22 protein-coding genes are annotated in these 25,791 nt (G+C 63.8%); 10 read left to right on the top strand and 12 right to left on the bottom strand.

The window, feature by feature from the left end; translation table 11 throughout:
* Positions 1 to 42 precede the first annotated feature (42 nt).
* Positions 43 to 348 (top strand): lipopolysaccharide assembly protein LapA domain-containing protein, encoded by a 306-nt coding sequence (locus tag ACGK9R_RS13235; RefSeq protein ID WP_394581970.1) that lies wholly within the window; start codon positions 43 to 45, stop codon positions 346 to 348.
* Complete coding sequence (gene lapB, locus ACGK9R_RS13230) at positions 349 to 1,551, top strand: lipopolysaccharide assembly protein LapB (protein ID WP_394581968.1); 1,203 nt, start codon at positions 349 to 351, stop codon at positions 1,549 to 1,551.
* On the opposite strand, the gene pyrF is transcribed toward lapB, so the two are convergent.
* Complete coding sequence (pyrF, locus tag ACGK9R_RS13225) at positions 1,529 to 2,248, bottom strand: orotidine-5'-phosphate decarboxylase (protein WP_394581965.1); 720 nt, start codon at positions 2,246 to 2,248, stop codon at positions 1,529 to 1,531. The genes lapB and pyrF overlap by 23 nt on opposite strands.
* Positions 2,249 to 2,487: 239 nt before the next feature.
* Here pyrF and ACGK9R_RS13220 point away from each other — a divergent pair, with 239 nt between their 5' ends.
* The gene (locus tag ACGK9R_RS13220; protein WP_394581963.1) at positions 2,488 to 2,772 is read left to right on the top strand and encodes a ComEA family DNA-binding protein; all 285 of its coding nucleotides are present in this window, start codon (positions 2,488 to 2,490) and stop codon (positions 2,770 to 2,772) included.
* Between the two features lie 247 nt (positions 2,773 to 3,019).
* Here ACGK9R_RS13220 and prpF read toward each other — a convergent pair whose 3' ends face one another.
* The 5 genes from prpF to ACGK9R_RS13195 all read right to left on the bottom strand — a co-directional run bounded on the left by prpF (position 3,020) and on the right by ACGK9R_RS13195 (position 9,765).
* On the bottom strand, positions 3,020 to 4,192 hold the full coding sequence (prpF, locus tag ACGK9R_RS13215; protein WP_394581961.1) for a 2-methylaconitate cis-trans isomerase PrpF: 1,173 nt from the start codon (positions 4,190 to 4,192) through the stop codon (positions 3,020 to 3,022).
* Between the two features lie 66 nt (positions 4,193 to 4,258).
* Positions 4,259 to 6,895: a Fe/S-dependent 2-methylisocitrate dehydratase AcnD gene (gene acnD, locus ACGK9R_RS13210; RefSeq protein ID WP_394581959.1), complete on the bottom strand. Its 2,637-nt coding sequence runs from the start codon at positions 6,893 to 6,895 to the stop codon at positions 4,259 to 4,261.
* A 9-nt stretch (positions 6,896 to 6,904) separates the two neighbouring features.
* Positions 6,905 to 8,032, bottom strand: a complete 1,128-nt coding sequence (gene prpC, locus ACGK9R_RS13205; protein ID WP_394581957.1) for a 2-methylcitrate synthase — start codon at positions 8,030 to 8,032, stop codon at positions 6,905 to 6,907.
* Positions 8,033 to 8,104: 72 nt separating this feature from the next.
* Positions 8,105 to 9,007, bottom strand: coding sequence for a methylisocitrate lyase (gene prpB / locus ACGK9R_RS13200; RefSeq protein ID WP_394581955.1), 903 nt, complete (start codon positions 9,005 to 9,007; stop codon positions 8,105 to 8,107).
* 20 nt (positions 9,008 to 9,027) lie between these two features.
* Positions 9,028 to 9,765 (bottom strand): GntR family transcriptional regulator, encoded by a 738-nt coding sequence (locus tag ACGK9R_RS13195; RefSeq protein ID WP_394581954.1) that lies wholly within the window; start codon positions 9,763 to 9,765, stop codon positions 9,028 to 9,030.
* A 267-nt stretch (positions 9,766 to 10,032) separates the two neighbouring features.
* Between ACGK9R_RS13195 and pabB the strand changes: the two genes are divergently transcribed.
* Both pabB and ACGK9R_RS13185 read left to right on the top strand, forming a co-directional pair.
* Positions 10,033 to 11,391, top strand: a complete 1,359-nt coding sequence (pabB, locus tag ACGK9R_RS13190; protein ID WP_394581952.1) for an aminodeoxychorismate synthase component I — start codon at positions 10,033 to 10,035, stop codon at positions 11,389 to 11,391.
* 111 nt (positions 11,392 to 11,502) lie between these two features.
* The gene (locus tag ACGK9R_RS13185) at positions 11,503 to 12,123 is read left to right on the top strand and encodes a phosphoadenosine phosphosulfate reductase family protein (protein ID WP_394581949.1); all 621 of its coding nucleotides are present in this window, start codon (positions 11,503 to 11,505) and stop codon (positions 12,121 to 12,123) included.
* Between the two features lie 247 nt (positions 12,124 to 12,370).
* On the opposite strand, the gene cysB is transcribed toward ACGK9R_RS13185, so the two are convergent.
* Positions 12,371 to 13,345 carry an HTH-type transcriptional regulator CysB gene (cysB, locus tag ACGK9R_RS13180; RefSeq protein ID WP_394581947.1) on the bottom strand — a complete coding sequence of 325 codons (975 nt, stop codon included), beginning with the start codon at positions 13,343 to 13,345 and terminating at the stop codon, positions 12,371 to 12,373.
* 331 nt (positions 13,346 to 13,676) lie between these two features.
* Here cysB and trxA point away from each other — a divergent pair, with 331 nt between their 5' ends.
* The gene (gene trxA / locus ACGK9R_RS13175) at positions 13,677 to 14,000 is read left to right on the top strand and encodes a thioredoxin (RefSeq protein ID WP_394581945.1); all 324 of its coding nucleotides are present in this window, start codon (positions 13,677 to 13,679) and stop codon (positions 13,998 to 14,000) included.
* A gap of 93 nt (positions 14,001 to 14,093) precedes the next feature.
* Here trxA and ACGK9R_RS13170 read toward each other — a convergent pair whose 3' ends face one another.
* Entirely contained in the window at positions 14,094 to 15,245 is a 1,152-nt protein-coding gene (locus ACGK9R_RS13170) for an AI-2E family transporter (RefSeq protein WP_394581943.1), read from the bottom strand.
* A 206-nt stretch (positions 15,246 to 15,451) separates the two neighbouring features.
* Here ACGK9R_RS13170 and ACGK9R_RS13165 point away from each other — a divergent pair, with 206 nt between their 5' ends.
* Entirely contained in the window at positions 15,452 to 16,348 is an 897-nt protein-coding gene (locus ACGK9R_RS13165; RefSeq protein WP_394581941.1) for an SIMPL domain-containing protein, read from the top strand.
* Here the strand turns inward: ACGK9R_RS13165 and serS are convergent.
* Positions 16,290 to 17,567, bottom strand: a complete 1,278-nt coding sequence (gene serS, locus ACGK9R_RS13160; RefSeq protein ID WP_394581940.1) for a serine--tRNA ligase — start codon at positions 17,565 to 17,567, stop codon at positions 16,290 to 16,292. The two genes, ACGK9R_RS13165 and serS, sit on opposite strands and share 59 nt — an antisense overlap.
* Positions 17,568 to 17,776: 209 nt before the next feature.
* Here serS and ACGK9R_RS13155 point away from each other — a divergent pair, with 209 nt between their 5' ends.
* The 3 genes from ACGK9R_RS13155 (at position 17,777) to ACGK9R_RS13145 (ending at position 22,933) form a co-directional block, all read left to right on the top strand.
* Positions 17,777 to 19,048, top strand: coding sequence for a dicarboxylate/amino acid:cation symporter (locus ACGK9R_RS13155; protein WP_394581936.1), 1,272 nt, complete (start codon positions 17,777 to 17,779; stop codon positions 19,046 to 19,048).
* An 88-nt stretch (positions 19,049 to 19,136) separates the two neighbouring features.
* Positions 19,137 to 19,733 carry a DUF4202 domain-containing protein gene (locus tag ACGK9R_RS13150; protein ID WP_394581934.1) on the top strand — a complete coding sequence of 199 codons (597 nt, stop codon included), beginning with the start codon at positions 19,137 to 19,139 and terminating at the stop codon, positions 19,731 to 19,733.
* Between the two features lie 83 nt (positions 19,734 to 19,816).
* Positions 19,817 to 22,933: an FAD-binding and (Fe-S)-binding domain-containing protein gene (locus ACGK9R_RS13145; RefSeq protein ID WP_394581932.1), complete on the top strand. Its 3,117-nt coding sequence runs from the start codon at positions 19,817 to 19,819 to the stop codon at positions 22,931 to 22,933.
* Positions 22,934 to 23,187: 254 nt separating this feature from the next.
* On the opposite strand, the gene trpC is transcribed toward ACGK9R_RS13145, so the two are convergent.
* The 3 genes from trpC to ACGK9R_RS13130 are packed head-to-tail and all read right to left on the bottom strand — an operon-like array spanning position 23,188 to position 25,638.
* On the bottom strand, positions 23,188 to 23,991 hold the full coding sequence (trpC, locus tag ACGK9R_RS13140; protein ID WP_394581930.1) for an indole-3-glycerol phosphate synthase TrpC: 804 nt from the start codon (positions 23,989 to 23,991) through the stop codon (positions 23,188 to 23,190).
* Between the two features lie 5 nt (positions 23,992 to 23,996).
* Positions 23,997 to 25,016 carry an anthranilate phosphoribosyltransferase gene (gene trpD, locus ACGK9R_RS13135; protein WP_394581928.1) on the bottom strand — a complete coding sequence of 340 codons (1,020 nt, stop codon included), beginning with the start codon at positions 25,014 to 25,016 and terminating at the stop codon, positions 23,997 to 23,999.
* Between the two features lie 49 nt (positions 25,017 to 25,065).
* Entirely contained in the window at positions 25,066 to 25,638 is a 573-nt protein-coding gene (locus ACGK9R_RS13130; protein WP_394582040.1) for an anthranilate synthase component II, read from the bottom strand.
* Positions 25,639 to 25,791: the final 153 nt, after the last annotated feature.

Below are 25,791 nucleotides of genomic sequence, written 5' to 3'. Positions count from 1 at the left end.
CACAATAGAGCCATCTTTTACGTCACGAATCGGGACATGCTCATGCGTTGGATCAAAGGGCTTTTACTAGCCATTGTGTTACTGGTGGTGCTGCTGGTCGGTATCCTGTTCGCCGTGAACAACCAGCAGGCCGTGGCCCTGAATCTGATCTGGACCGAACTGCCGCCGGTGTCGCTCTCGGTATGGCTGCTGGCCACGCTGACCTTCGGCGTGATTCTGGGGATGCTGGCGATGCTGGGAGTGTACATCCGATTGAAAACGCGCCTGGCGCGTAGCGAGCGCCATAACCGGCATCAGCAAAAAGAGCTCGATCGGCTACGCACCCAGGAGTTCAAGGAACTGGCGTAAATGCACGACGCCGCGCTGCTGCTGGGACTACTGCTGGCCGCTGTCGTTATCGGTTTCGGGCTGGGCGTGCGCTATCGCGCCAAACGCTGGCCCTACCGCCCCGCCGCCAAAGCGCCGGCGCTCTCCAAAGAGTACTTCGTCGGGCTCAACTACCTGCTCAACGAGCAGCCCGATGAAGCGATCAACACCTTCATCAACGCCCTCGACGTCAACAGCGATACCGTCGAGACGCATATTGCGCTAGGCAAGCTCTTTCGCGCCCGCGGCGAGGCCACCAAGGCCGTCAGCATCCATCAGAACCTGCTCGCCCGCCCTGCACTCTCTACTGCGATCAACGAACACATCCAGCTCGAACTCGCTCAGGATTTCATCGCCCTCGGCGTTCACGACCGCGCCCAGCGGCTGTTGAAAACCCTGCTGGCTCAAAGTTCGGACGAAGCTCGTCGACTGGCCGCCAAGCGCCTGCTGCTCGATCTGCTCGACCGCGAGCGCGAGTGGCAGGAGGCGCTGGATATCGTCGGCCCGTTCATCAAGCAGCAGCCCGCCATGCGCCACCCCGCCGCCCACTGGCTGTGCGAACTCGCCGCCGAGGAGATTGCGCAGTCGAGCCGGCCGCTGGCTAGGCGCCATTTGAAAAAAGCGCTGCAGATGGACGAGAGCTGCGTTCGCGCCACGCTGATGCTGGCCGAACTCGAGATGGAAAACGGCCACTACCCCCGCGCCATCGAGTGGTTGGAGCGCATTCCCGGGCAGGATATCGCCCATATCCCGACCATGCTTTCGGCGCTCAGGCGCGCCTTCGAGCGCTCGGACAATCCGGACGCTTTCGAGGCCCATCTCGAACGGCTTCTCTTTCAGGCACCCTACACCAGCGTGATCATCGCGCTGGGCGAGGTGATTCACCGCCGCGACGGCGTCGATCGCGCCATCGAGCGCACCGGGCATTGGCTTCGCGAAGCCCCGAGTCTGGGCGGGCTCGACTACCTGGTCGATCTGTACCTGCAAAGCGAACGCCTGACGGGCAAGACCACGCCGGATACCCGCCTTTTACTGCTCAAGCACCATACCGGTGCCCTGCTGGAGGGGCGCCCGCGCCACCGCTGCCGCCACTGCGGCTTCACCAGCGACCAATTGGTGTGGCAGTGCCCCAGCTGCCGCCGCTGGGGCACGGTCAAGCCGATCACCGGCGTCGAGGGCGAGTAGCCTCGGCGATCTCCGCTTCGATTTTCGCCAGCGCGTCCATCGGGTCCTGTGCCTGAGTCACCGGGCGTCCGATGACCAGGTGCGTGCTGCCCGACTCCAATGCCTTGCGCGGCGTCATGATGCGCTGCTGGTCGTTACTCGCGGCAAAGTGCGGGCGGATACCCGGTGTCACTTTCAGAAACGCCTCGCCCAGCGACTCTTCGAGTGTCGAGGCTTCGCGCGCCGAGCACACCACGCCGCTCAAACCGCTCTCTTGCGTCAGCGTGGCCAGTCGCAGCACCTGCTCATCGAGCTCGCCGATCACACCGGTACGGGTAAGCGCCTCCTGGGTCATGCTGGTCAGCACTGTGACTGCGATCAGGTGGGTGGCAAGACGGTGCTCCTCGAGGCGTGCCTTGGCGGCGCGCATCATCTCGCCTCCACCCGAAGCGTGAACGTTGACCATCCACACCCCCTGCTCGGCAGCGGCCTGCACGGCGCTGGCCACGGTGTTGGGGATGTCGTGGAATTTGAGATCGAGAAACACCTCGAAGCCGCGCCCGTGAAGTGCTTCGAGCACCGCCGGGCCGCTGCGGGTGAAAAGCTCCTTGCCCACCTTGACCCGGCAGCGGGTTGGGTCGAGCTGGTCCGCCATGCAGAGCGCCTGGTCGAGCGAAGGGTAGTCGAGGGCGATGATAAGGGGGGAATCTGTGGCCACGAGCGCGCTCCTTGTTTGAACCGCGCCATTATATCAGCCTTGCAACGCGCTTTCGTGTAAGCGATCTCTGCGCCCAACCTGAGTCATCTCATACGACCCATGTCGCCGTAGGCGCACGGCAGCCGCTCTTTTGGCCCACTAGCTTGAGAAGTACCGGAGGAAAACCAGGCATTCTTCGGCAGGCATCAGCAATAACGACTCCATATCAATAACGACTCATATTGAAAAGAGGTTTGACTATGCAGCGGATGGTAAAAGGGATACTGACGGCAGCGCTATTGAGCATCGGTTTGAGCCTTGGCGGCGGCGCGCTTGCCCAATCGATGGCGCCGATCAACGTCAACACCGCCGACGAGGAGCTGCTCGCGGAGCTTCCGGGTGTGGGGCCCAGCCGGGCGGCAGCGATCGTCGAAGAGCGCAACGCCAACGGCGAATTCACGAGCGCCGACGACCTGACGCGCGTCAGCGGTATCGGCTCGGCCACGGTCGAAGGCATGGAAGATCAGATCATCTTCGAAGATTGATCCGCTGCCCCTCGGCTTCGCCACCGAGGGGCATAATGCCGTTCAGTTAAGGCATGTACTTACCAAAAGGGGCCACAAATCTCATGTGGGAGGCCGCTTCAGCGGGCGAATGGCGCCGTCAGGTGCCTTGGCTTGGCCGCCCGTCGCGAGCTGAAGCTCCCTCCCACAACCCCCAACCAAGCCTAACTGAACGGCATTAACCGAGGGGCACGCTTTTTATATCGTTGCGTTCTACCGCTGCGACGCTCTACGGCTCCAACGGCACGAACACCCGCCCTTCCATCAATACCCGCGCGCTGCGGCTCATCACCGCCCGGTCGATCTGCCAGCGCCCTTCCACTAAACTCGCCCTGGCGCCCACCTGCAGCGTACCCGACGGGTGGCCGAAGGTCACCGACTCACGCTCTGCCCCGCCGCCGGCAGCCAGGTTGACCAGCGTGCCTTCGATGGCCGCCGCTGAGGCGATCGCTACCGCCGCAGTGCCCATCATGGCGTGGTGCAGCTTGCCCATGGAAAGCGCCCGCACCAGCAGATCGATTTGCTGCGCCTCGACCGGCCGACCGCTCGAGGCGGTATAGCCCGCCGGCGGCGCCACGAAGGCCACTTTTGGCGTGTGCTGGCGCGCGCTGGCCGACTCGATGTTTTCGGCAAGGCCCATCCTGATCGAGGCGTGAACGCGGATCGCTTCGAAGCGGGCCAGCGCCTCGGCGTCCGCGTTGATCGCCGCCTGAAGCTCGGTGCCGGTATAGCCGATATCCTTTGCGTTGATGAACACCGTGGGGATGCCCGCGTTGATCATTGTCGCCTCGAGCGTACCCACGCCCGGCACCTCGAGCGAATCGACCCGATTTCCGGTGGGGAAGATCGCGCCCTCGCCGTCGGCGGGGTCGACGAAGGCAACGGGAATCTCGGCGGCGGGAAAGGTCACGCCGTCGAGCTCGAAGTCGCCGGTCTCCTGCACCCGACCGGCGCTGATCGGCACCCGGGCGATGATCGTCTTTTCGATATTCGCCTGCCAGATGCGCACCTCGACCGCGCCGTTCTCGGGAATTCGTGCGGGGTCGATCAGCCCGGCGCGAATCGCGAACGGGCCGACCGCGGCGGAGAGGTTGCCGCAGTTGCCGCTCCAGTCGACGAAGGGTCGGTCGATGGCGACCTGACCGAAGAGATAATCGACGTCGTGCTCGGGGGACGCACTTTTCGAAAGAATCACCGCCTTGCTGGTGCTCGATGTCGCCCCGCCCATGCCGTCGATCTGTTTCTCGTACGGGTCCGGGCTTCCCATCAGGCGCAGCAGCAATTGGTCGCGGGCGGGGCCCGGCGCACGCGCCGCCTCGGGCAAGTCATCGAGCGTGAAGAACACGCCCTTGCTGGTGCCGCCACGCATGTAGGTGGCGGGAATCTCGATTTGCGGGCTCATGATGGGATCGCTCCTGAAACGCCCGGCGTTGGGCCGGGCGTGAGTGATGAGGGTATATACGCCAAATCAGGCCGGCGTTGCCTCGAGAAAGTCCTTGGCAAAGCGCTGCAGCACGCCACCGGCGGAGTAAATGGAAACCTCCTCGGCGGTATCGAGCCGGCAGATCACCGGCACCCGATCGGTGCCCCCGGCGCGGTGGATCACAAGCGAAAGCGTCGCCCCCGGGGCGGCCTCGCCCTTCACGTCGTACACTTCGGTGCCGTCGAGTGCCAGGGTCTTGCGCGTGGTGCCGGGCTCGAACTGCAGCGGCATCACCCCCATGCCCACCAGGTTGGTGCGGTGGATGCGCTCGAAGCCCTCGGCGACGATCGCCTCGACCCCGGCGAGCGCCACGCCCTTGGCCGCCCAGTCCCGCGAGGAGCCCTGGCCGTAGTCGTTACCGGCGATGATGATCAAGGGCTGCCTGCGCGCCATGTAGGTCTCGATCGCCTCCCACATGCGTACCACCTTGCCCTCGGGCTCCAGACGAGCAAGCGAGCCCTGCCGCACGTGGCCTTCATCATCAAGGGCCATTTCGTTGTAGAGCTTGGGGTTGGCGAAGGTCGCCCGCTGGGCGGTCAAATGATCACCCCGGTGGGTGGCGTAGGAGTTGAAGTCCTCCTCCGGCAGGCCCATGTGCAAAAGATACTCGCCCGCCGCGCTATCCGGCAGGATGGCATTCGACGGCGACAGGTGGTCGGTGGTGATGTTGTCCGGCAGGATCGCCAGCGGCCGCATGCCCTTGAGCGCCCGGGCCGCTGCCATATTACCCTCCCAGTAGGGAGGCCGGCGGATATAGGTACTCTGCGGGCGCCACTCGTAGAGCGGGTCGACCGGGGCACGGCCACTCTTGTCGAGATCGAACATCGGGATGTAGGTTTGACGAAACTGCTCCGGCTTGACCGATGCCTTGACGATGGCGTCGATCTCGCTGTCGTCGGGCCAGATATCCTTGAGCGTGATCGGGTGGCCGCGGTCGTCCACCCCGAGCACGTCCTTCTCGATATCGAAGCGGATGGTGCCGGCGATGGCGTAGGCCACCACCAGCGGCGGCGAGGCCAGAAACGCCTGCTTGGCGTAGGGGTGAATACGCCCGTCGAAGTTGCGATTGCCGGAGAGCACCGCCGTGGCGTACAGATCGCGCTCGACGACCTCCTGCTGAATGGCCGGATCAAGAGAGCCGGACATGCCGTTGCAGGTGGTGCAGGCGTAGCCCACCACGCCAAAACCCAGCGCCTCGAGCTCCGCCATCAGCCCGGCGTCCTCTAGATACATCTTCACCGTTTTCGAGCCCGGCGCCAGCGACGATTTCACCCAGGGCTTGCGTAGTAGCCCCAGCCGGTTGGCGTTGCGGGCGATCAGCCCCGCCGCCACCATATTGCGCGGGTTGGAGGTGTTGGTGCAGCTGGTGATCGCGGCGATGATCACCGCGCCGTCGGGCAGTCTTCCCGCCTGCTCATCTTCCTGAGCCGCTTTGTAGTCCACCGCGATACCGCGGCTGGCAAGCTCCGAGGTCGGCAGGTGTGCGTGGGGGTTAGACGGCCCGGCAAGCGTCCGGGTCACGCTCGAGAGATCGAAGCGCAGCGTCCGCTCGTACTCGGCGCTTTTGAGATCATCGGCCCAAAGGCCGGTGTGCTTGGCGTAGGCCTCCACCAGCGCTACCTGCTCATCGTCGCGGCCGGTGAGTTTCAAGTACTCGATGGTCTGGTCGTCGATGTAGAACATCGCCGCGCTTGCCCCGTACTCCGGCGTCATGTTGGAAATCGTCGCCCGGTCGCCGATGCTGAGTGCGTCCGCCCCTTCGCCGAAGAACTCGAGATACGCCCCGACCACCCGCTCGCGGCGCAGAAATTCGGTAATCGCCAGCACCATGTCGGTGCCGGTGACGCCGGGAGCAAGCCGGCCTGACAGCTCGACGCCGACGATATCCGGCAAGCGCATCATCGAGGCACGCCCGAGCATCACGCTCTCCGCCTCGAGCCCGCCTACACCCACCGAGATCACCCCGAGGGCATCGACCATCGGCGTGTGGCTGTCGGTGCCCACGCAGGTATCCGGAAAGGCCACCTTTGCGCCGGAATCGATTTGGCGACACTGCACCACCGGCGACATCTTCTCCAGATTGATCTGGTGCATGATGCCGTTGCCCGGCGGAATCACATCGACGTTTTCGAAGGCGAGCTTCGTCCAGTTGATGAAGTGAAAGCGGTCGTCGTTTCGCCGCTCTTCGACCTCGCGGTTCTTCTCGAAGGCGTTAGCGTCGTCGCCGTTATGCTCCACGGCGAGCGAGTGATCGACGATCAATTGGGTCGGCACCACCGGGTTGACCTGGGCCGGGTCGCCGCCGCGCTCGGCGATGGCATCCCGTAGCCCGGCGAGATCGACCAGGGCGGTCTGGCCGAGAATGTCGTGGCATACCACCCGCGCCGGGTACCAGGGAAAGTCGAGATCGCGCCGGCGCTCGATGAGCTGGGAAAGCGCATCAACCAGAAGCGCCGGCTCGCAGCGGCGTACCAGCTGCTCGGCGAGTACGCGGGAGGTATAGGGCAGTTTTTCGTAGGCGCCGGGCGTTATATCCTCGATTGCCTGACGGGCGTCGAAGAAATCGACCGGCTCGCCTCCCATCGAGGCGTCGGGCAGTGCCTTGCGATAGTCGCTGTTCATGAAAGCCTCCTACGCGCGCTTCTCGATCGGCACCCACTCGCTCTTCTCCGGGCCGGTGTAGTCGGCGCTCGGGCGAATGATGCGGTTGTTGGCGCGCTGTTCGAATACGTGGGCCGCCCAGCCGGTCAGCCGCGACATGACGAAGATCGGCGTGAACAGCTTGGTCGGAATATCCATGAAGTGGTAGGCGCTGGCGTGGAAGAAGTCCGCATTGCAGAAGAGCTTCTTCTCCCGCCACATGACCTCCTCGCAGCGCTCGGAGACCGCGTAGAGCCGAGTGTCGCCGACGTCCTCGGAGAGCTTCTTCGACCACTTTTTAATGATCGCGTTGCGCGGGTCCGACTCGCGGTAGATCGCGTGGCCAAAGCCCATGATCTTCTCCTTGCGCTCGAGCTTGCCCAGCATCTCGCGCTCCGCCTCGTCAGGGGAGGACCAGTTTTCGATCATCGCCATCGCCGCCTCGTTGGCGCCGCCGTGCAGCGGGCCTCGCAGCGAGCCGATGGCCCCGGTGATGCAGGAGTGCATGTCGGAGAGCGTCGAAGCGCAGACCCGAGCGGTGAAGGTCGAAGCGTTGAACTCGTGCTCGGCGTAGAGGATGAGCGAGACGTTCATCACCCGGGCGTGCAGATCGGATGCCGGCTCGCCGCGCAGCATGTTGAGAAAGTGCCCGCCGATGGAGTCGTCGTCGGTTTCAGTATCGATACGCACGCCGTCGTGGCTGAAGCAGTACCAGTAGCAGATGATCGACGGCAGCACCGCAAGCAGCCGGTCCGCCACGTCCTGCTGCTCGTCGAAGCTCTCCTCGGTTTCGAGATTACCCAGCATCGAGGTGCCGGTGCGCATCACGTCCATCGGGTGAGCGTCCGCCGGGATCTCCTCGAGCACGGTCTTGAGCGCCGAGGGCAAGCCGCGCAGGCTTTTCAGCGTTTCGATGTAGTGGTCGAGCTCGGCCTGGTTGGGCAGCTTGCCTTTCAACAGTAGATAAGCGACCTCCTCGAACTTCGCCTTTTCAGCCAGTTCCTTGATGTCGAAGCCCCGGTAGGTGAGCCCGGAGCCGGTTTTGCCAACGGTGCAAAGGGCGGTGCTGCCCGCGCTCTGCCCGCGAAGTCCAGCGCCTGCCAGCGGTTTGTCAGCCATGGTGTGTCTCCTTCACATTGTTATAGATATTTTTATGAATCGGTGTCGCGGTGATGAAAAAGCGTCTTCGGCTCAGCGTGGCGTCTGCTCGCTGAACAGCGCGTCGAGCTTCTGCTCGAAGTCGTGGTAGTTGAGAAAGTCGTAGAGCTCGTCGCGGGTCTGCATGGTATCGACGACCTCCTTCTGATGGCCGTTATCCAGAATACTCTGATAGACCTTGAGCGCCGCGGCGTTCATGGCGCGAAACGCCGAGAGCGGGTAGAGCACCATCGCGCAGCCCGCCTCACCCAGCTCGGCCTGGGTGAACAAGGGCGTGGCGCCGAACTCGGTGATATTGGCCAGAATCGGCGCGTCGATGCGCGAGCAGAACGCCCGGTAGTCGTCGAGGCTATGTACGGCCTCGGCGAAGATGGCGTCGGCGCCGGCCTCGATACAGGCGTTGGCACGCTCGATGGCGGCGTCCAGCCCCTCTTTCTGGAAGGCATCGGTGCGCGCGATCAGGTAGAAATCCGGGTCACGCTTGGCGTCCGCCGCCGCCTTGATACGATCGACCATCTCGCCTTGCGAGACGATCGCCTTGTTCGGCCGGTGGCCACAGCGCTTCTGGGCGATCTGATCCTCAATATGCACCGCAGCAACGCCTGCGCGCTCCATCTCCCTGATCGTGCGAGCGATGTTGAACGCCCCGCCCCAGCCGGTATCGATATCCACCAGCAGCGGAAGGTCAGTGGCGCCGCAGATGCGGTGGGCGTCCTCGACTACGTCGTTCATGGTGGTCATGCCCAGATCCGGCAGCCCGAAGGAGGCGTTGGCCACTCCGCCGCCGGAAAGATAGATCGCCTGGTGCCCCACCCGCTCGGCCATCAGCGCGGTATAAGCGTTAATGGTGCCGAGAATCGGCAGCGGCGAGTGGGACTTCAGCGCCTGGCGAAAGCGGGCGCCGGGAGTGAGCGAGGAAGCGGCGTGCGTGGCCATGGTTTCTCCTGTAAATCCTGTCATGAGTCGGGCTGGTCGTGTGCCAGCATCGCGGCGTAGCGGTCGGCGACGTTCTCGCGGGAGGCGCTGACGTGGCGGCGCATCAAGAGCTCGGAGAGCTCGGCGTCTCCCGCCTCGATGGCATCGACGATGCGGTGGTGCTCCACGAAGGCACGCTGGGGCCGGGCCCCGCTGGCGCTGAACTGGGTGCGGTAGAGCCGAACCAGATAGTAAAGATCGTCGCAAAGCAGGTTCATCAGCATCCTGTTGTGGCTGCCCTGCACGATCAGGTAGTGAAAGTCGAGATCGCCTTCGCGCTGGTAGTAGGCCTCGCCGCGCTGTAGATCGCTTTGGCCCTCGTGCACCGCGAGCACGTCGCGCAGCCCCTGGATTTCCTTTGGCCCCATGTGCTCGGCGGCGAGCCGCGCGGCCATGCTCTCGAGCGCCTCGCGCACGTCGAAAAGCTCCAGAAGCTCCTTCATCGAGAGCTTGACCACCCGGGCGCCGACGTGGGGGACGCGCTCGATCAGCCGGTGCGCCTCGAGCCGGCGCATCGCTTCTCTCAGCGGCCCCCGGGAGATACCGTAGGTTTTCGAAAGCCCGGGCTCGGTGATCTTGCTACCCGGCGCCAGCTCGCCGCGCACGATGGCGCTCTGCAGCTGGTGGAATACCCGCTCGGCGAGGGTGCGCACTTCCGGCGCGGCTGGCTCGGCCGGGCGCTCGAGCGGATGGGAAGCGGCTGGGGTGATTGAACGCATGGCTAATTGTCGACAATGAAAAGGGGATAACGGCACTTTAGCCCGCAGGCTATTGTGCGTCAACCGCTCCACTTTGCCATTTCCCTGGCGCTTTAGTGGAAGCGCTTTAGTGCAAGTTCCGATGAGGATTCCTGACGACTGTCTACAATCAGCGCAAACGACCTGATACCTGCGATGCGCCCAGCGTGGAAAAGATGTTGAGTCGCCGCTGGCCTCTCACGAACGCGCTCACTAGAATGTTCGCCCCACCCGGCAAGGCATGGATTCATGAGCACGGCGATCACCGCAACCGCCCTTCCCTACGTCCAGGACCCGCTGGCGCTCTTCGAAGCGCTGAAACACCGCCCGGGCGCGACGCTTCTCGACAGCGGACGCCCGCGCGCCGTTAGCGGGCGCTTCGACATTCTAACCAGCGACCCGGTTGCGACACTCGAGATCGACACAAACGGCGCGGTGCGCTTTGACTCCGCCACGCTCACCCCGCCCGCCGACCTGCTCGACGACCCCTTCGCGCTGAAACGGTGGCTGCTCGAGCAGCTGTCCCGGCCTGCGTGGGAAAGCGAACTCCCTTTTCTCGGCGGGCTTATGGGCTACTGGAGCTACGAGTTCGGCCGCGACCAGCTGGGCATCGAGAGCCGCCACCCAAGCGCCACCGGGCTTCCCGCTGCGCGCCTGGGGCTCTTCGACTGGTGCATCACGCTCGATCATCACACCCAAACGGCCTGGCTCGTGGCAGGCGAGGCTCGGCGCGCAGAGGCCCAGCGCTGGCTCGAGGCAGCGCCGAATGAAACAAGCGCCTTTCGCCTGACCGGCGCCTTCGAGGCCGAGCTCGATCAGGCGGCCTACACCGAACGTTTTGATGCGGTGCAGCGCTATATTCGCGCCGGCGACTGCTATCAGATCAACCTGGCCCAGCGCCTGCGCGCGCCCTTCGAAGGTGACCCCTGGCAGGCCTACCGGCGCCTGCGCGACGCCACCCCGACCCCGTTTGCCGGATACATGGCCTGGGGCGAGCAGGCGGTACTGTCGCTTTCGCCGGAGCGCTTTATTCAGGTGCGCAGTGGCGAGGTCGAAACCCGCCCGATCAAGGGCACGCGAGCCCGGGGCGAAACGCCCGAAGAGGACGCGCGACTTGCCAGGGCGCTTCAGGCAAGCCTCAAGGATCGCGCCGAGAACGTGATGATCGTGGATCTTTTGCGCAACGACCTGGGCCGCGTCTGCCGGCCCGGTAGCATTCACGTGCCCGCGCTCTGCGCGCTCGAAAGCTACCCCAACGTGCACCATCTGGTGAGCGTGGTCCAGGGCACGCTAGCCGAGGGGCATTCGGCGCTGTCGCTGTTGGCGGCGGCGTTTCCCGGCGGCTCGATCACCGGTGCGCCGAAGATTCGCGCCATGCAGATCATCGACGAGCTCGAGCCCTGCCAGCGCAGCGTCTACTGCGGAAGCCTTGGCTATGTCGACGTACGCGGCCACATGGACACCTCGATCGCCATTCGCTCGATGGTGGCAGACCGGGGCGAGCTTCACGTCTGGGGCGGCGGCGGCCTGGTGGCGGACTCTGAAGCCTTCGAGGAGTACACCGAAACGCTCGACAAGATCCGCCATCTGATCAAGGCGCTGGCGTGATCCGAGCAGAAACGCCCCAAAAGCAGCATATAAGTCAAACCAAACGGTATTGGGGCCAGGCCCTCACGGTTTGGTATGTTGGGCCCAGAACTCATCCACCCGGGAGACGGCATGACCAGCAAACTGGAAGAGATCAATCGCGCTAACGCCAACGACCCGAAGGCGCTGATCGAGTGGGCGTTCGGCCAGGGCGAGCGGCCGATCTGCACCACCAACTTTCGCCCCTTCGAGGCGGTCATTCTGCACATGGTGACCCAGGTGCGCCCGGACATCCCGATCGTCTGGATGGACAGCGGCTACAACACCGAGGCGACCTATCGCTGCGCCGACGAGATCATCACGCGGCTCGATCTGAATATCGTGAGCTTTCTGCCCAGGCGTACCCGCGCCCACCGCGAGGCGCTCGAAGGCCCCGTGCCGGGCATCGACGACCCGCGCCACGCAGCGTTCACCCAGGAAGTGAAGATCGAACCCTTCGAGCGAGCGCTTGCCGAAATGCGCCCGGATGTCTGGTTCACCGCGCTTCGCGCGGAGGACACGCCGGAGCGCGCCAAAATGCAGCCGCTGAGCCAAAGCGCCGACGGCCTGCTGAAAGTGGCGCCGCTTCTGCACTGGAGCGCCAAGCAGATGTACGAGTACCTGCAAGCGCATGACCTGCCCAACAACTTCGACTACTTCGACCCCACCAAGGTGGAAGAGAAACGCGAGTGCGGGCTGCACCTGCAGCACTAGCGCAAGCGGCAGAGACATGGCGGATACGAAAAAGGCGCCGCGGTCGGCGTAATGCCAGTCAGCTAAGGAATCTGACTGCCCATTGAGCTTGGTTAGTCTACCGTGGGAGGCCGCTCCAGCGGGCGAATGGCACCGTCAGGTGCCTTGGCTTGGCCACCCGTCGCGAGCTGAAGCTCCCTCCCACAAGCACTATCCATGGTTAACTGAACGGCATTACGCGGTCGGCGCCTTTTGGCTTTGCGGGGGCCTAATACTCGGGAAGTTCGACGCCGTCGAACAGTACCTGCTCCTGGCGCGGGCCGATGATCAGCGCCTCGTCGACCCGCTCCCGGGTCAGATGCGGCGCGAAGCGGGCGAGAAAATCGTACATGTAGCCGCGCATGAAGGTGCCCCGGCGGATGCCGATCTTGGTGGTAGAGCTTTCGAATAGATGGCTTGCATCGAGCGCGACCAGGTCGCTGTCGAGCTCGGGGTCCACCGCCATGTGCGCGACGATGCCCACGCCCATGCCAAGACGCACGTAGGTCTTGATCACGTCGGCGTCGGCGGCGGTGAGCACCACGTTGGGCACAAGCCCCTGGGCCTTGAAAGCGTCGTCGAGCTGGGAGCGGCCGGTGAATCCGAACACGTAGGTCACCAGCGGGTGTTCAGCCAACGTCTCGAGGGTCAGCGGCCCCTCGAGTTCGGCCAGCGGGTGCGCTTTGGGCACCAGCACGCAGCGGTTCCAGCGGTAGCACGGCAGCAGAATCAAATCAGTGAAAAGCTCAAGCGACTCGGTAGCGATGGCGAAATCCGCCTGCCCCTCGCTGACCATCTGGGCGATCTGCTTGGGCGTGCCCTGCTGCATGTGAAGCGCGACTTCCGGGTATTTCTGGGTGAACGCACCGATCACCGGCGGCAGCGCGTAGCGCGCCTGGGTGTGGGTGGTAGCGATCGAAAGACTGCCGCGGCGCTCGTCGCTATGCTCCTGGGCGACCTGTTTGATGTTGTCGGTCAGCTTCAAGACCTGGCCTGCGAGGGCAATGATCGACTCCCCCGCCGGCGTGACCCGGGTCAGGTGCTTGCCGCTTCGCGCAAAGATCTCCACGCCCAGCTCGTCCTCGAGCAGACGAATTTGTTTGGAGATGCCGGGCTGAGACGTGAAGAGGCTTTGAGCCGTGGCCGAGACGTTGAGGTTGTGCCGGTTCACTTCCCAGATATAACGAAGTTGCTGTAGCTTCATGGTTCCACCTTCCGTCTCGAAGAGACCGCTCGGGGCGCCTCTTCCTGTGATACATGAGCGCTAACATCCCTGTGCGCTGCAAAGGGTATTGCGTATTAATTGAATAAAAAAACCATCTATAATACCCATATAGTATAAGAAAGCGGGAGGTGAGGCACCCTATTATTTCGCTCACGCCGTGCACAAGTACCTGGACGAATTTGCCAGCTCACGCCGCGAGCGCTAACATCGGGCCACCTGGCGCGATGAAAATGCGCTATTATATCGCGTAATAGCCGTTGCTCAGTCAAAGGCAACGAATTCGCAAGAGCAACGTAATCAGGAGATGTAAATGGCTAGCAATGTGGATGTCACCAACGCCAATTTCGAGCAGGAAGTTCTCAACGCCGAGCAGCCCGTACTGCTGAAATTCTGGGCACCCTGGTGCGGTCCGTGCAAGGTCATGGCCCCGGTGGTCGACGAAGTGGCCGCCGAGCGCGGTGACGGGCTCAAGGTGGTCAGCGTCAACGTCGACGACGCGCCGGAAATCGCCGCCGAGCAGGGCGTGCGCGGTGTGCCCACCGTGATGCTTTTCAAATCCGGTACCAAGGTCGCCTCGCTGGTAGGCGCCCAGTCCAAGTCCCAGCTGACGCAGTTCATCGACCAGAACGCCTGAAGCGTTTCTCGCAGTTCCCGATGGGCAAATCAACAACGGGGCGGCCGCGCAAGCGGTCGCCCCGTTCTATTATCAGACGCCCGAGTATTGGCTCTACTCGGGCTGTTCCGGCTTCTTGATCAGCGGCTCTGCCTCGGGCTTCTTTCGCCGCCAGGGCGGCATTCTCGGGTTGCCGCCGTGATTGGCGCTTCGCCTTAGCTGGCGCCTGCCCGGCCCCAGCAGATGAGCGATCCAACGCGTCTGCGGGTGGCTATCGAGAGCGATCTTGAGCGTCATGGTCAGCACTACCGAGAGCAGCATGCCCGCCGCGCCGAATATCCAGCCCCATACCACCAGCGATAAAAACGCCACAAAGGTCGAAAGCCCCAGCGCCTGGCCCATGACCCTCGGCTCGATCAAATTCCCCATGACGAAGTTGATCACCAGGTACGCAGAAGCCAGCAATAGCGCCTGAAGCACCCCGCCATCCTGAGCGACCAATAGAAGCAAAACCGGAGGTACCGCCGCCAGCGCCGAGCCGATGTTGGGTATGAAGTTGAGCGCAAACGCCAGCACCCCCCACAACAGCGGGAACTCCACGCCGACCATCAAACACGCCAGCCACACAAGTACACCGGTCGCCAAACTGATCACGGTTTTCACCGCCAAGTAGCGTTTGAGCGTCAGGCTGAACTCGCCAAAGCGCTTGAGACTCGGCGCCGGATTTTCCAGCGCGCGAGACACCTTGGCGCGAAAGTTGAGCGTTTCGAACAGCATGAACACGACCAGCAGCGATACGATACTGCCCTGCATCACGATCGCCCCGATTTCGCTGAGCAGCATCGCCACCCATGAGCCGTCATCTTCCATGTCGAAAGCGCTCGAAAGCTGATCCGGGTCGATGGCGAAGCCCTGGGCCGCAAGGCTATTGAGCAGGCTCCAGTAGTGCTCGTAAAGCCGCGCTTCGATATCCGGCAGCGCGTCGATGAAGGTACTGAAGCTGTTGACCACCAGTACCCCGAGCAGCAGGAAAAACACCACCAGCACGAGAATCGTGATGAACGCCGCCATGCGCATGCCAACCCCGTGGCGATGCAGCCACTGCACCGGCGACGTGCATACCACGGCGATGAACACCGCCAGCAAAAGCGGCACCAGTAAATCCGAACCAAGCTTCATGCCCGTGACGATGATCACCAGCGCGGCGATCGCGAGCGTCGCGTTCATGGGAATACTGCGATAATCCTTATCCGACAACTTCTGCATGATTCGATCCTTGGTAAATCATCACTACATAATGGTCGTTTGCAGCGTAATTCACAAACGATGCAAACAATAAGCAACTGTTTTACGACTACTCTTGATAAGTGAACTTATTGTTGAAACGGTCTTCAAAATCGTGTTCGTCTCGCGGCCTTCGAACAGCACCTCAAAGGCCCTTTCTGCTCAGCGTCAAAACAAGGAATCGTTCAATGAATCTAAACCCTTACGCTCGTTCGATGATGAAGCTGCGCACCCACGCCGCCGCCACGGCGCTGGCCGCCCTGCTCTGCGCCGGCACCGCCCAGGCGGCCTCGCCGATGCCCACCCCGGCGCCAGGGCTCAGCGTGCAGGCGCAATCCTTCGTTGAGGTCGAGCCGGACAAGGCGAGTCTCTCCGCGCGGCTCTGGGAGAATACCCCGGCGGTATCGTCACTCGATGATAGCGAACAGGGCGCGCTTCGCGAGGCGCGTCAGCGCCTTGAGGAGCGTTCGCGCCAGCTGATCGAGGCGATGGAAGCGGCCGGCGTCGACGAGCGCGCGATCAGCGCCGGCTCGCTCAACGTCTATCAGGAGCAGATGAACCAGCCGCAAGGCCAGGGCGGTGAGCAGGAGATGATGGTGCGCACGCGGGTCGAGCGCCCCTTCAACGTGGAGCTGACCGACATCGACCGGCTCAACGACGTGCTCGACGCGCTGGTCGAGGCCGGGGTCAACGCCCTCGACGGCGTCCAGTTCGACCTACAGGACCGCGAAGCGGCCGCCGACGAAGCGCTCGTAATGGCGCTGGAGAAAGCGCAGCGTAAGGCCGAGCTGATGGCCCAGACGCTCGGCACCGAGCTTGGCGAGGTACAGCATATCGCCGAAACCCAGGCGCCGGTCTTCCAACCGCGCATGATGGCCATGCGCGCCGCCGAAAGCGGCTCCGCTTCCAGCGATGAAGCCAGTGCCGAGTACCGTCCCGGCATCATTCGCATCGATGCCGGGGTGAACGTCGAGTGGGCGCTGGACGGTCAAAATGACGGCGAGCGCGGCAGTGAGCAGCAAGACGCTAGAGCGCGAGACGCTCAAGACCGCCCAGATACGAACGCAGCGGCGCGGGAACAGTGATCGACCCATCCGCCTGCTGATGATTTTCGAGCACCGCTAGAAGACAACGCCCCACTGCCAGCCCCGAGCCGTTCAGGGTATGCAGCAGCTGGGGCTTTTTCATCTCCGGCTTGCGGTAGCGCGCCTGCATGCGCCGAGCCTGAAACTCTTCGCAGTTGGAGACCGACGAAATTTCCCGGTAGGTTGCCTGGCTTGGCAGCCACACTTCAAGGTCATAGGTCTTCGCCGCGCCAAAGCCCATGTCGCCGGTGCATAGCGTCACCACGCGATACGGCAGCTCCAGCGCCTGAAGAAGCGCCTCGGCGTGGCCGCGCATCTCTTCGAGCGCCTCGTAACTCTTCTCCGGCTCGACGATCTGCACCATCTCGACCTTGTCGAACTGGTGCTGGCGAATCATGCCGCGGGTATCGCGCCCGTGAGAGCCCGCCTCGCTACGAAAGCACGGCGTGTGCGCGGTCAGCTTCATGGGAAGCGCGTCGTGCTCGACGATTTCATCGCGCACGAAGTTGGTCAGCGGCACTTCCGAAGTGGGGATCAGGTGGTACTCGCGCTCGTCGTCGAGTTTGAACAGATCCTCGCCGAACTTCGGCAGCTGCCCGGTGCCCATCAGCGACTCCCGGTTGACCATGTAGGGCACGTAGCACTCTTCGTAGCCGTGCTGCTCGGTCTGGGTATCGAGCATGAACTGCGCCAGCGCCCGGTGAAGCCGCGCAATCGGCCCGCGCATCACCGCAAAACGCGCGCCGGTGATTTTGGAGGCGAGCTCGAAATCGAGATAACCGGACTTCTTGCCCAGATCGACGTGATCGAGCACATCGAAGTCGAACTCCCGCGGCGTGCCCCATCGGTGCAGTTCGACATTGTCGTCTTCACTTTTACCCTCCGGCACGCTCTCGTGGGGTAGGTTGGGAATGCCGCTGACCGCGTCGTCCCACTCGGCCTGCACCGTCGCAAGCGTTTGCTTGGCGGCGTTGAGCCGCTCGCCCAGGTCGTCGACCTCGGCCAGCAGCGGCGTTATATCCTCGCCCTGGGCCTTGGCCTTGCCGATCGCTTTCGAGCGCGTATTGCGCTCGCTTTGCAGCTGCTCGGTCTGGCTCTGCAGCTCGCGGCGGCGTGACTCGAGCGCCTGCAGCGCCTGCGTGTCCAGCACAAAGCCCCGCCGGGCCAGCGTTTGCGCCACCGCGTCCAGATCGGTGCGCAGCAGTTTCGGATCGAGCATGAGGACTCCCTTGACTGATTTCTATCGTGACGGCTTGGAACCGTGGAAAGCGCTCTATTGTAGGCAAAAGCGCGGCGAGGGGCTATGACGCTAGCTCTGGATCCCTTGAAACCACCTGCCCGAACGGGGCTTGCCTGAAAAGTGGTAAAGTAGCCGCCGGTCCGAGCCCCCAGGGCGCGTTTCAGATTTCACGAGAGGAGCGACACACCGTGCAGAAGAAGGTCACTCAAGGAGCGCTCGCCGGATGGCGGCGCATTGCTTTATGGAAAAAGATTCTTTCCGGTCTGGCGCTGGGCATCCTGGCGGGCGCCTTGCTGGGCGAGACTGCCAGCATTTTCAAGCCGTTGGGCGATATCTTCATCAACGCCATCATGATGCTCATCGTGCCGCTGGTATTCTCGACGCTGATCGTGGGCATCACGTCCATGCGCGACCCACAGAAAATGGGGCGTATCGGGGTTCGCACCATCACGCTCTACCTGTTCAGTACGGCCTTTGCCATTACGATAGGGCTGGTGCTCTCCACGCTGCTGCAGCCGGGCGTGGGCGTAGAGCTCAGCTTCGATGGCGAGGTGGCGCCCAACGAGGCGCCGTCGCTGGTCTCCATCCTCGTGGATCTGGTGCCGCGCAATCCGCTCGATGCTTTGGCCAATGGCAACATCATGCAGATCATCGTTTTCGCCATCGGTCTGGGCATTTCGCTGACCCTGATCGGTGACAAGGGCGAGCCCGTGATGCGAGTGTTCGACAGCTTCGCCGAAGCGATGTACAAGCTCACCGCGATCGTGATGGCGTTTGCACCGTTCGGTGTGTTCGGGTTGATTGCCCACGTGTCAGGGCAATATGGGTTGGAGATACTGCTGCCATTGGCCAAGCTCATCGGTGTGGTTTACCTGGCTTGCCTCGTTCACGTGCTGGTGATCTATTCAGGTTTCATTTCGCTGCTGGGCCGACTGAACCCGATGCGCTACCTGCAGGGTAGTCTGGATGCCATCGTAGTGGCGTTCTCCTCGGCCTCCTCAGCAGGCACTTTGCCGGTTTCCATTCGCTGTGCTCAGAAGAATCTGGGTATTTCCGAAGGGGTTTCCGGCTTCGTGCTGCCGGTGGGTGCGACCATCAACATGGACGGCACGGCCCTTTACCAGGGCGTGGTGGTGCTGTTCATCGCCCAGATGACCGGGGTCGAACTCGGCATGACGGAGTACGCCATGATCATCGCCACCGGCACTCTGGCGTCGATCGGCACCGCGGGCGTTCCCGGGGCCGGGCTGATCATGCTGTCGATCGTGATGGCGCAGATCGGCCTGCCGCTTGAAGCAATCGCCGTGGTCGCGGGTATCGATCGCCTCTTGGACATGGCGCGCACCAGCGTCAACGTGGCGGGAGACCTGATGGTGACCACCCTGGTCGGCAAGAGCGAGGGCGAGCTCGATGAGACCATCTACGACGGCGCGAACCGCGCCAAGACTGTCCGGGCCTAGCGGTGCAAACCAGGCGGCAAGGTTGTGATTCGCCTCATCTCTGGGCACTCTGATGAATACCGTTCATCCGCTACCGAGATCCGCCACCATGCCCGATGCCTCTAACCGCACGCTAAGTGCCATCGACGCCCTGCACGCCCAGGATCCACGCTCGGCGCGTCAGGCCGATGGCACCGCCCTGCCCCAGGAGCTCGCCTACGCCGAGCGCATGAGCGCGTGGCTTTTGAAACTCGAGCGCGCGCCGAGCGCGCTTTTGCAGCTGGCGGTGCGCGCCCAGCACCTGCAGCGTTGGAAAGTGCCGCGGGGCGACTACCCGGAGGGGCGGGTGGGCTATTTGACCTGGCGGCGCGATCAGGGGCTGCGCGCCGGGGGCACCGTGGCGTCGCTGATGCGCGAGGCGGGCTTCGATGACGCAAGCGCCGAGCGGGTCTCCGACATGATCGCCAAGAAGGGGCTTGGGCGCGACCCCGAGGTGCAGACGCTGGAGGACTGCGCGTGCCTGGTGTTTCTGGAAAACTACTTCGCCGACTTTTCGCGTAAGGTCGAGCACGATCATCTGGTGCGCATCGTGCAGAAAACCTGGCGCAAGATGTCGGCGCAGGCGCAGACGCTGGCGCTGTCGATTCCCATGTCGCCGGCAAGCGCCGCCATCGTCGAGGAGGCGCTGGCCGCCGGTCAGTCCTGAGCCCGCTGGAAGATGCAGTCGGGCCGCCGCTCGGGTAAAGTAGAGCGCCTTTCAATTGCTTTGCAGTGATGGCTCGACCGACCATGATAGCTTCGCTTGATACGCGCAGAATTGCGCTTTCCGGCCTTGCCGGGCGCTACGTCCGCTTTCTCGAGGCGCTCAGGGCGCGCGGCTTCGAAGGTGAGATCGCCCCGGACTACGCCAGCCGAACGGTGCTCGCCACCGACAACTCGATCTACCAGCGCCTGCCTCAGGCCGCGGTATTCCCCCGCCACGCCGAGGATCTCGAACGCCTGGCGCGGCTTGCCGCCGAGATGCCCCACCGCGACGTGGTGCTGGCCCCGCGCGGCGGTGGCACCGGCACCAACGGTCAGTCGCTGACCGACGGGCTGGTGGTCGACGTCTCGCGCCACATGAACCGGATTCTCGAGATCGACGTCGAAAACCGGCGGGTGCGCGTTCAGGCCGGCGTGGTGAAGGATCAGCTCAACGCCGCGCTCAAGCCCCACGGGCTTTTCTTCGCGCCCGAGCTTTCGACCTCGAATCGTGCCACGATCGGCGGCATGATCGCCACCGATGCCAGTGGCCAGGGCAGCTGCGTTTACGGCAAGACCCGCGATCACGTGCTCGAGCTCGATACCGTGCTGATCGGCGGCGCCCACCTGCATAGCCGCCCGCTCGGCGTCGATGAAGAAGCCCTTGCGCGCGAAGAACCCGGCGTACTGGGCCGCGTCCACCGCGAAGCCACCGCGATCATCGACGAGCAGCGCGACCTGATCGAAGCGACCTTCCCGCCGCTCAACCGCTGCCTGACCGGTTATGACCTCGCCCATTTACGCGATGAGCAAGGAAGACTGAACCTCAACAGCCTGCTCTGCGGTGCCGAAGGCTCTCTTGGTCTGGTCAGCGAGGCAGTGCTCAACGTGCTGCCGATCCCCAAGTACTCCACACTGGTGAACGTGCGCTACCCGGGCTTCATGGAGGCGCTGCGCGACGCCAAGGCGCTGATGGCCAGCGCCCAGCCGACCTCCATCGAAACCATCGACGACACGGTATTGAAGCTCGCCATGGAGGATTTCGTCTGGGACGGCGTGGCCACCTTCTTTCCGGAAAGCGATACGCCCACCGGTGGCATCAACCTGGTCGAGTTCAGCGACGACGACGAGGACGCACTGGCCAGCCGCGTGGCGGCGTTCACCGAGCACCTCGGCCGCGACAAGACCGTCACGCGACTGGGCTATACCGAGGCGCGCGGCCGCGCGCAGATTACGTCGGTCTACGGTATGCGCAAGCGCTCGGTGGGCCTTCTGGGCAACGTACAGGGCGAAAAGCGCCCGCTGCCCTTCGTGGAGGATACCGCGGTGCCGCCGGAGCACCTGGCGGACTACATCGCCGAGTTTCGCGCCGCGCTCGACGCCCGCGGGCTCGATTACGGCATGTTCGGCCACGTCGATGCCGGCGTTTTGCACGTGCGCCCGGCGCTGGACATGAAAGACCCGGCCCAGCAGGCGCTGGTGCGCGAGCTCTCCGACGAGGTCGCTGCGCTCACGCAAAAGTACGGCGGCCTGTTCTGGGGCGAGCACGGTAAGGGCATCCGCTCGGAGTACTCGCCCAAATTCTTCGGCGAGCTCTACCCGAGCCTGCAACGGGTCAAGGCGGCTTTCGATCCGCACAACCAGCTCAACCCCGGCAAGATCGCCACGCCCTTGAGCGACACCAAACGAGCGGATCAGCTGATCGCCGTCGACCGCGACCCGGATCTTTTAAGCATTGACGGCGTAACGTTTCGCGGCGCGCTCGATCGTACCATCGACGAGCGCGCCTGGCAGGCGTTTGAGGCCGCGGTCTACTGCAACGGCAACGGCGCCTGCTACAACTACGACGTCGACGACCCCATGTGCCCCTCCTGGAAGGCGACCCGCGATCGCGTTCACTCGCCCAAGGGCCGGGCGAGTTTGATTCGCGAGTGGCTGCGCCTGCAGTCCCACGCCGGCATCGACGTGGTCGAGGAGTCGCGCAAGAAAAAGGCCGAAACGGGCTTTGGCTTCGTCAAGAGCCTGCCCAAGCGCATCATGAACTCGCTCAGCCGCGAGCAGCACCACGACTTTTCACACCAGGTGTATGACGCCATGGCCGGGTGCCTGTCGTGCAAGTCCTGCGCCGGGCAGTGCCCGGTGAAGGTCAACGTGCCGCAGTTTCGTTCGCAGTTTCTCGAGGTCTACCACGGGCGCTACCTGCGCCCGCTGCGCGACTACGTGATCGGCGCCACCGAGTGGACCCTGCCCTGGCTTGCCAAAGCAGCGCCGCTTTACAACGCGGTGATCGAAAAGCGCTGGATGGAGCGCCTGATGCGCCGTGGCATCGGCATGAGCGATTCGCCGACGCTTTCAAGGGCGAGCGTGAAAAAGCAGCTGCGCGCCTGGGGCGTGGCCGAGGCCACGCCCACCGCGCTGGCCCTTTTGACCGAGCGCCAGCGGGCAAAAAGCGTGATTCTGGTGCAGGACGCCTTCACCACCCACATGGAGGCGGACCTGGTGCTCGATGTGGTCGAGCTACTGACCCGGCTCGAGTACCGGGTGTTCGTGCTGCCCTATGCCGCCAACGGCAAGCCGCTGCAGGTGCAGGGGTTTCTCGGCGCCTTCGAGCGTACCGCCGAGAAGCAGGCCAGCCGCCTGCGCGCGCTGACGGAGTTCGGTATCGCGATGGTCGGCATCGACCCGGCGATGACGCTGACCTACCGCCAGGAGTACGTAAAGGCGCTCGGCCCGGACGCGGTGCCCCAGGTGCTGATGCTGCAGGAGTGGCTCGCCACCCAGTCCCACGCGCTTTCGCCGTTCAAGGGCCGGCTGACGGATCCGGGTTACCGGCTGCTCTCACACTGCACCGAGCAGACCAACGCACCGGGCAGCCCCAAAGCCTGGCAGCAGGTGTTCGCCGCCCTGGGTCTCGAGCTCGAATTAGTCGCCACCGGCTGCTGCGGCATGTCCGGCACGTACGGTCACGAAACCCGCAACGTCGCCACTTCGAAAGCGATCTACGCCCAGTCCTGGCAGCCCGAAGTCGAAGCACCCGAGAACAGCGCACGGCTGCTGGCCACCGGCTATTCGTGTCGAAGCCAGGTCAAGCGCTACTCGCGCGAGACGCTCGCCCACCCGCTGCAGGCGCTGCTCGACCGGCTCAAGAGCGCGCCACCGGCCTGATGGCGCTCTTAAAATGACAAGGCCCCGGGCGATGTACGCCCGGGGCCCTAATGCCGTTCAGTTAGGCTTGTTGGGGGTTGTGGGAGGGAGCTTCAGCTCGCGACGGGTGGCCAAGCCAAGGCACCTGACGGCGCCATTCGCCCGCTGAAGCGGCCTCCCACATGAGATTTGTGGACTCTCTTGGTACGAATATGTCTTAACTGAACTGCATTACGCCCGGGGCCCTATCATTTTCTTGCACGAACGCGTCCGCGTTAGAAGAAGAGCTCGGAGAGCGCCCTTCCCGGCTCGGGCTGGCGCATGAACGCCTCGCCCACCAGAAAACCGTTGATGCGGTTGTCGCGCATGCGGGCAACGTTCTCGCGGGTCAGAATGCCGGACTCGGTGATCACCGTGACGCCCTGCGGGATGCGCGGCAAGAGCGAAAGCGTCGTTTCAAGATCGGTCTCGAAGGTGTGCAGGTTGCGGTTGTTGATGCCCACCAGCTTGAGATCCAGCGCCAGCGCCCGGTCGAGCTCGGCGGCGTCGTGTACTTCCACCAGCACGTCCATGCCGAGCTCCGTTGCCCTGGCGTGAAGCGCCTTGAGCGTGGCGTCATCCAGCGCCGCCACGATCAGAAGGATACAGTCCGCACCGATCGCGCGGGCTTCAATCACCTGGTAGGGGTGGGTGATAAAATCCTTGCGAATCACCGGAAGCTGGCAGGCGTTTCTCGCCGCGATCAGGTCGTCCTCGTGGCCCTGGAAGAAGTCGGCATCGGTAAGTACCGACAGGCACGCCGCGCCGCCGGCTTCGTAGCTTTGGGCGATGGCCGCCGGGTCGAAGGCCTCCCGGATCACCCCGCGCGAGGGCGAGGCCTTCTTGACCTCGGCGATGACCGCCGGGTCGCCAGCGGCGATGCGCCGGTCGAGCGCTGCGATGAAGCCGCGCGGCGCGCTCTGCTGCTCGGCAAGGGCGAGCAGGTCGCGCTCGGGCACCGCCTTTTCGCGCGTGGCGACCTCCTCCTCCTTGCGCGCCAGAATGCGGGTCAGGATGGTCGGAGTGGCTTGGCTTGGCATGGCGGTTATCCCTTGAACACGCTGGTGAAGTGCGAAAGCTCACGGAGCTTTTCGAGCGGAAGTTTGGACGCCTGAGCGTCCTGGGCGACGGCAACGCCCTCCTCGAGCGTGTCCGCCACGCCGGAGCAGTAAAGCGCAGCGCCGGCGTTGAGCGCGACGATATCCGCCTCCGGGCCGTCGCCGACGAGCGCGGCCTTGACCAGCCGCAGGCTCTCCTCGGCGGTCGCCGCCTTCAAGGCGGAGAGGCTCTGGCGCTCGATGCCGAGCGCTTCCGGGGTCACGGTGTACTCGGTGATCTCGCCCTCCTTGAGCTCGGCGACCTTCGTCGGCGCGGCCAGGGATATCTCATCCAGCCCGTCTTCGGAGTGGACCACCATGGCGTGGCGGCTGCCGAGCTTTCTGAGCGCCTCGGCCATCAACGGCACCAGCTCTGGCGCGTAGACGCCCAGCACCTGGTTCGGGGCGCTGGCCGGGTTGGTCAGAGGCCCCAGAATGTTGAACAGCGTACGTACGCCCATTTCGCGGCGCGGGCCGATGGCGTAGCGCATCGCCGGGTGGTGGTTGGGGGCGAACATGAAGCCGACGCCGACCTGCTCGATGCAGCGCGCTACCTGCTCCGGGGTGAGGTCGAGATAAATCCCGGCAATATCGAAAAGATCGGCGCTGCCCGACGACGACGATACGCTGCGGTTACCGTGCTTGGCCACGTGAGCGCCAGCGGCGGCGGCGACGAAGCTCGAGGCAGTGGAGACGTTGAACAGGTTCGCGCCGTCGCCACCGGTACCGACGATATCCACCACGTTCTCGGCGTGGAGGGTGACCGGGCGCATCAGATCGCGCATCGCCTGAGCGGCGGCGCTGATCTCGACGGCGCTTTCGCCTTTCATCGAGAGCCCGACCAGTAAACCGCCGATCTGGGCGTCGGAGGCTTCGCCGGTCATGATCTGGTGCATCAGGGCGCGCATGGTGTCGAAGGATAGATCGTCGCGGCGCATGACCGCGTTGATGGCGTCTCGCATTTGCATGAACCCAAAAGCCTCTATACGTGAAAAGTCAGCGGTCAGCCGCGCTCGGTCAGCCGCCCTGTAAAAAATTGGCCAACAGCGCGTGGCCATGGCGGGTCAGAATCGATTCAGGATGAAACTGCACGCCCTCGAGATCAAGGCTTCGGTGGCGAATGCCCATGATCAGCCCCGGCGTCTCGTCGCTCTCCGACGTCCAGGCGGTGACCTCGAAGCATTCGGGCAGCGTCTCGCGCTCGAGCACCAGCGAGTGGTAGCGGGTCACCTCGAGCGGCGCCTCGAGCGCCTGAAACGCGCCCAACCCCGCGTGCTCGATACGTGACGTCTTGCCGTGCATCACCTTCGGCGCGCGCACCACCCGCGCGCCGAAGGCCTGGCCGATCGCCTGGTGGCCAAGGCACACGCCGAGCACAGGCAACTCACCAGCGAAGTGCTCGATAGCGGCCAGTGAAATCCCCGCCTCGTTGGGGGTGCACGGCCCTGGCGAAATCATTAGATGCGTCGGCGCGAGCGCGCGCATACGCTCGAGGCTGATGGCATCGTGGCGATAGGTCATCACCTCGGCGCCCAGCTCGAGAAGGTACTGCACCAGGTTGAACGTGAAGCTGTCGTAGTTATCGATCATCAGCACGCGCGGTTTCTGCTGCGCAATTGTCACGCTTACCCCATCCCACTGATCAAACGGCTAAAAACGATGATACCCTAACCCGGCGGCGCGTTGCAGTGGCGCGGCGGTCGAGACCGCCGCAAAACGGGCAAGCCCTGCGCGTACTCCTTA

This window comes from Halomonas sp. HNIBRBA4712 (assembly GCF_043558675.1).
In the GTDB taxonomy this organism is placed as follows: Bacteria; Pseudomonadota; Gammaproteobacteria; order Pseudomonadales; family Halomonadaceae; genus Vreelandella.
The sequence above is the reverse complement of the archived record's forward strand: the minus strand, read 5'-3'. Positions and strand labels throughout refer to the sequence as shown.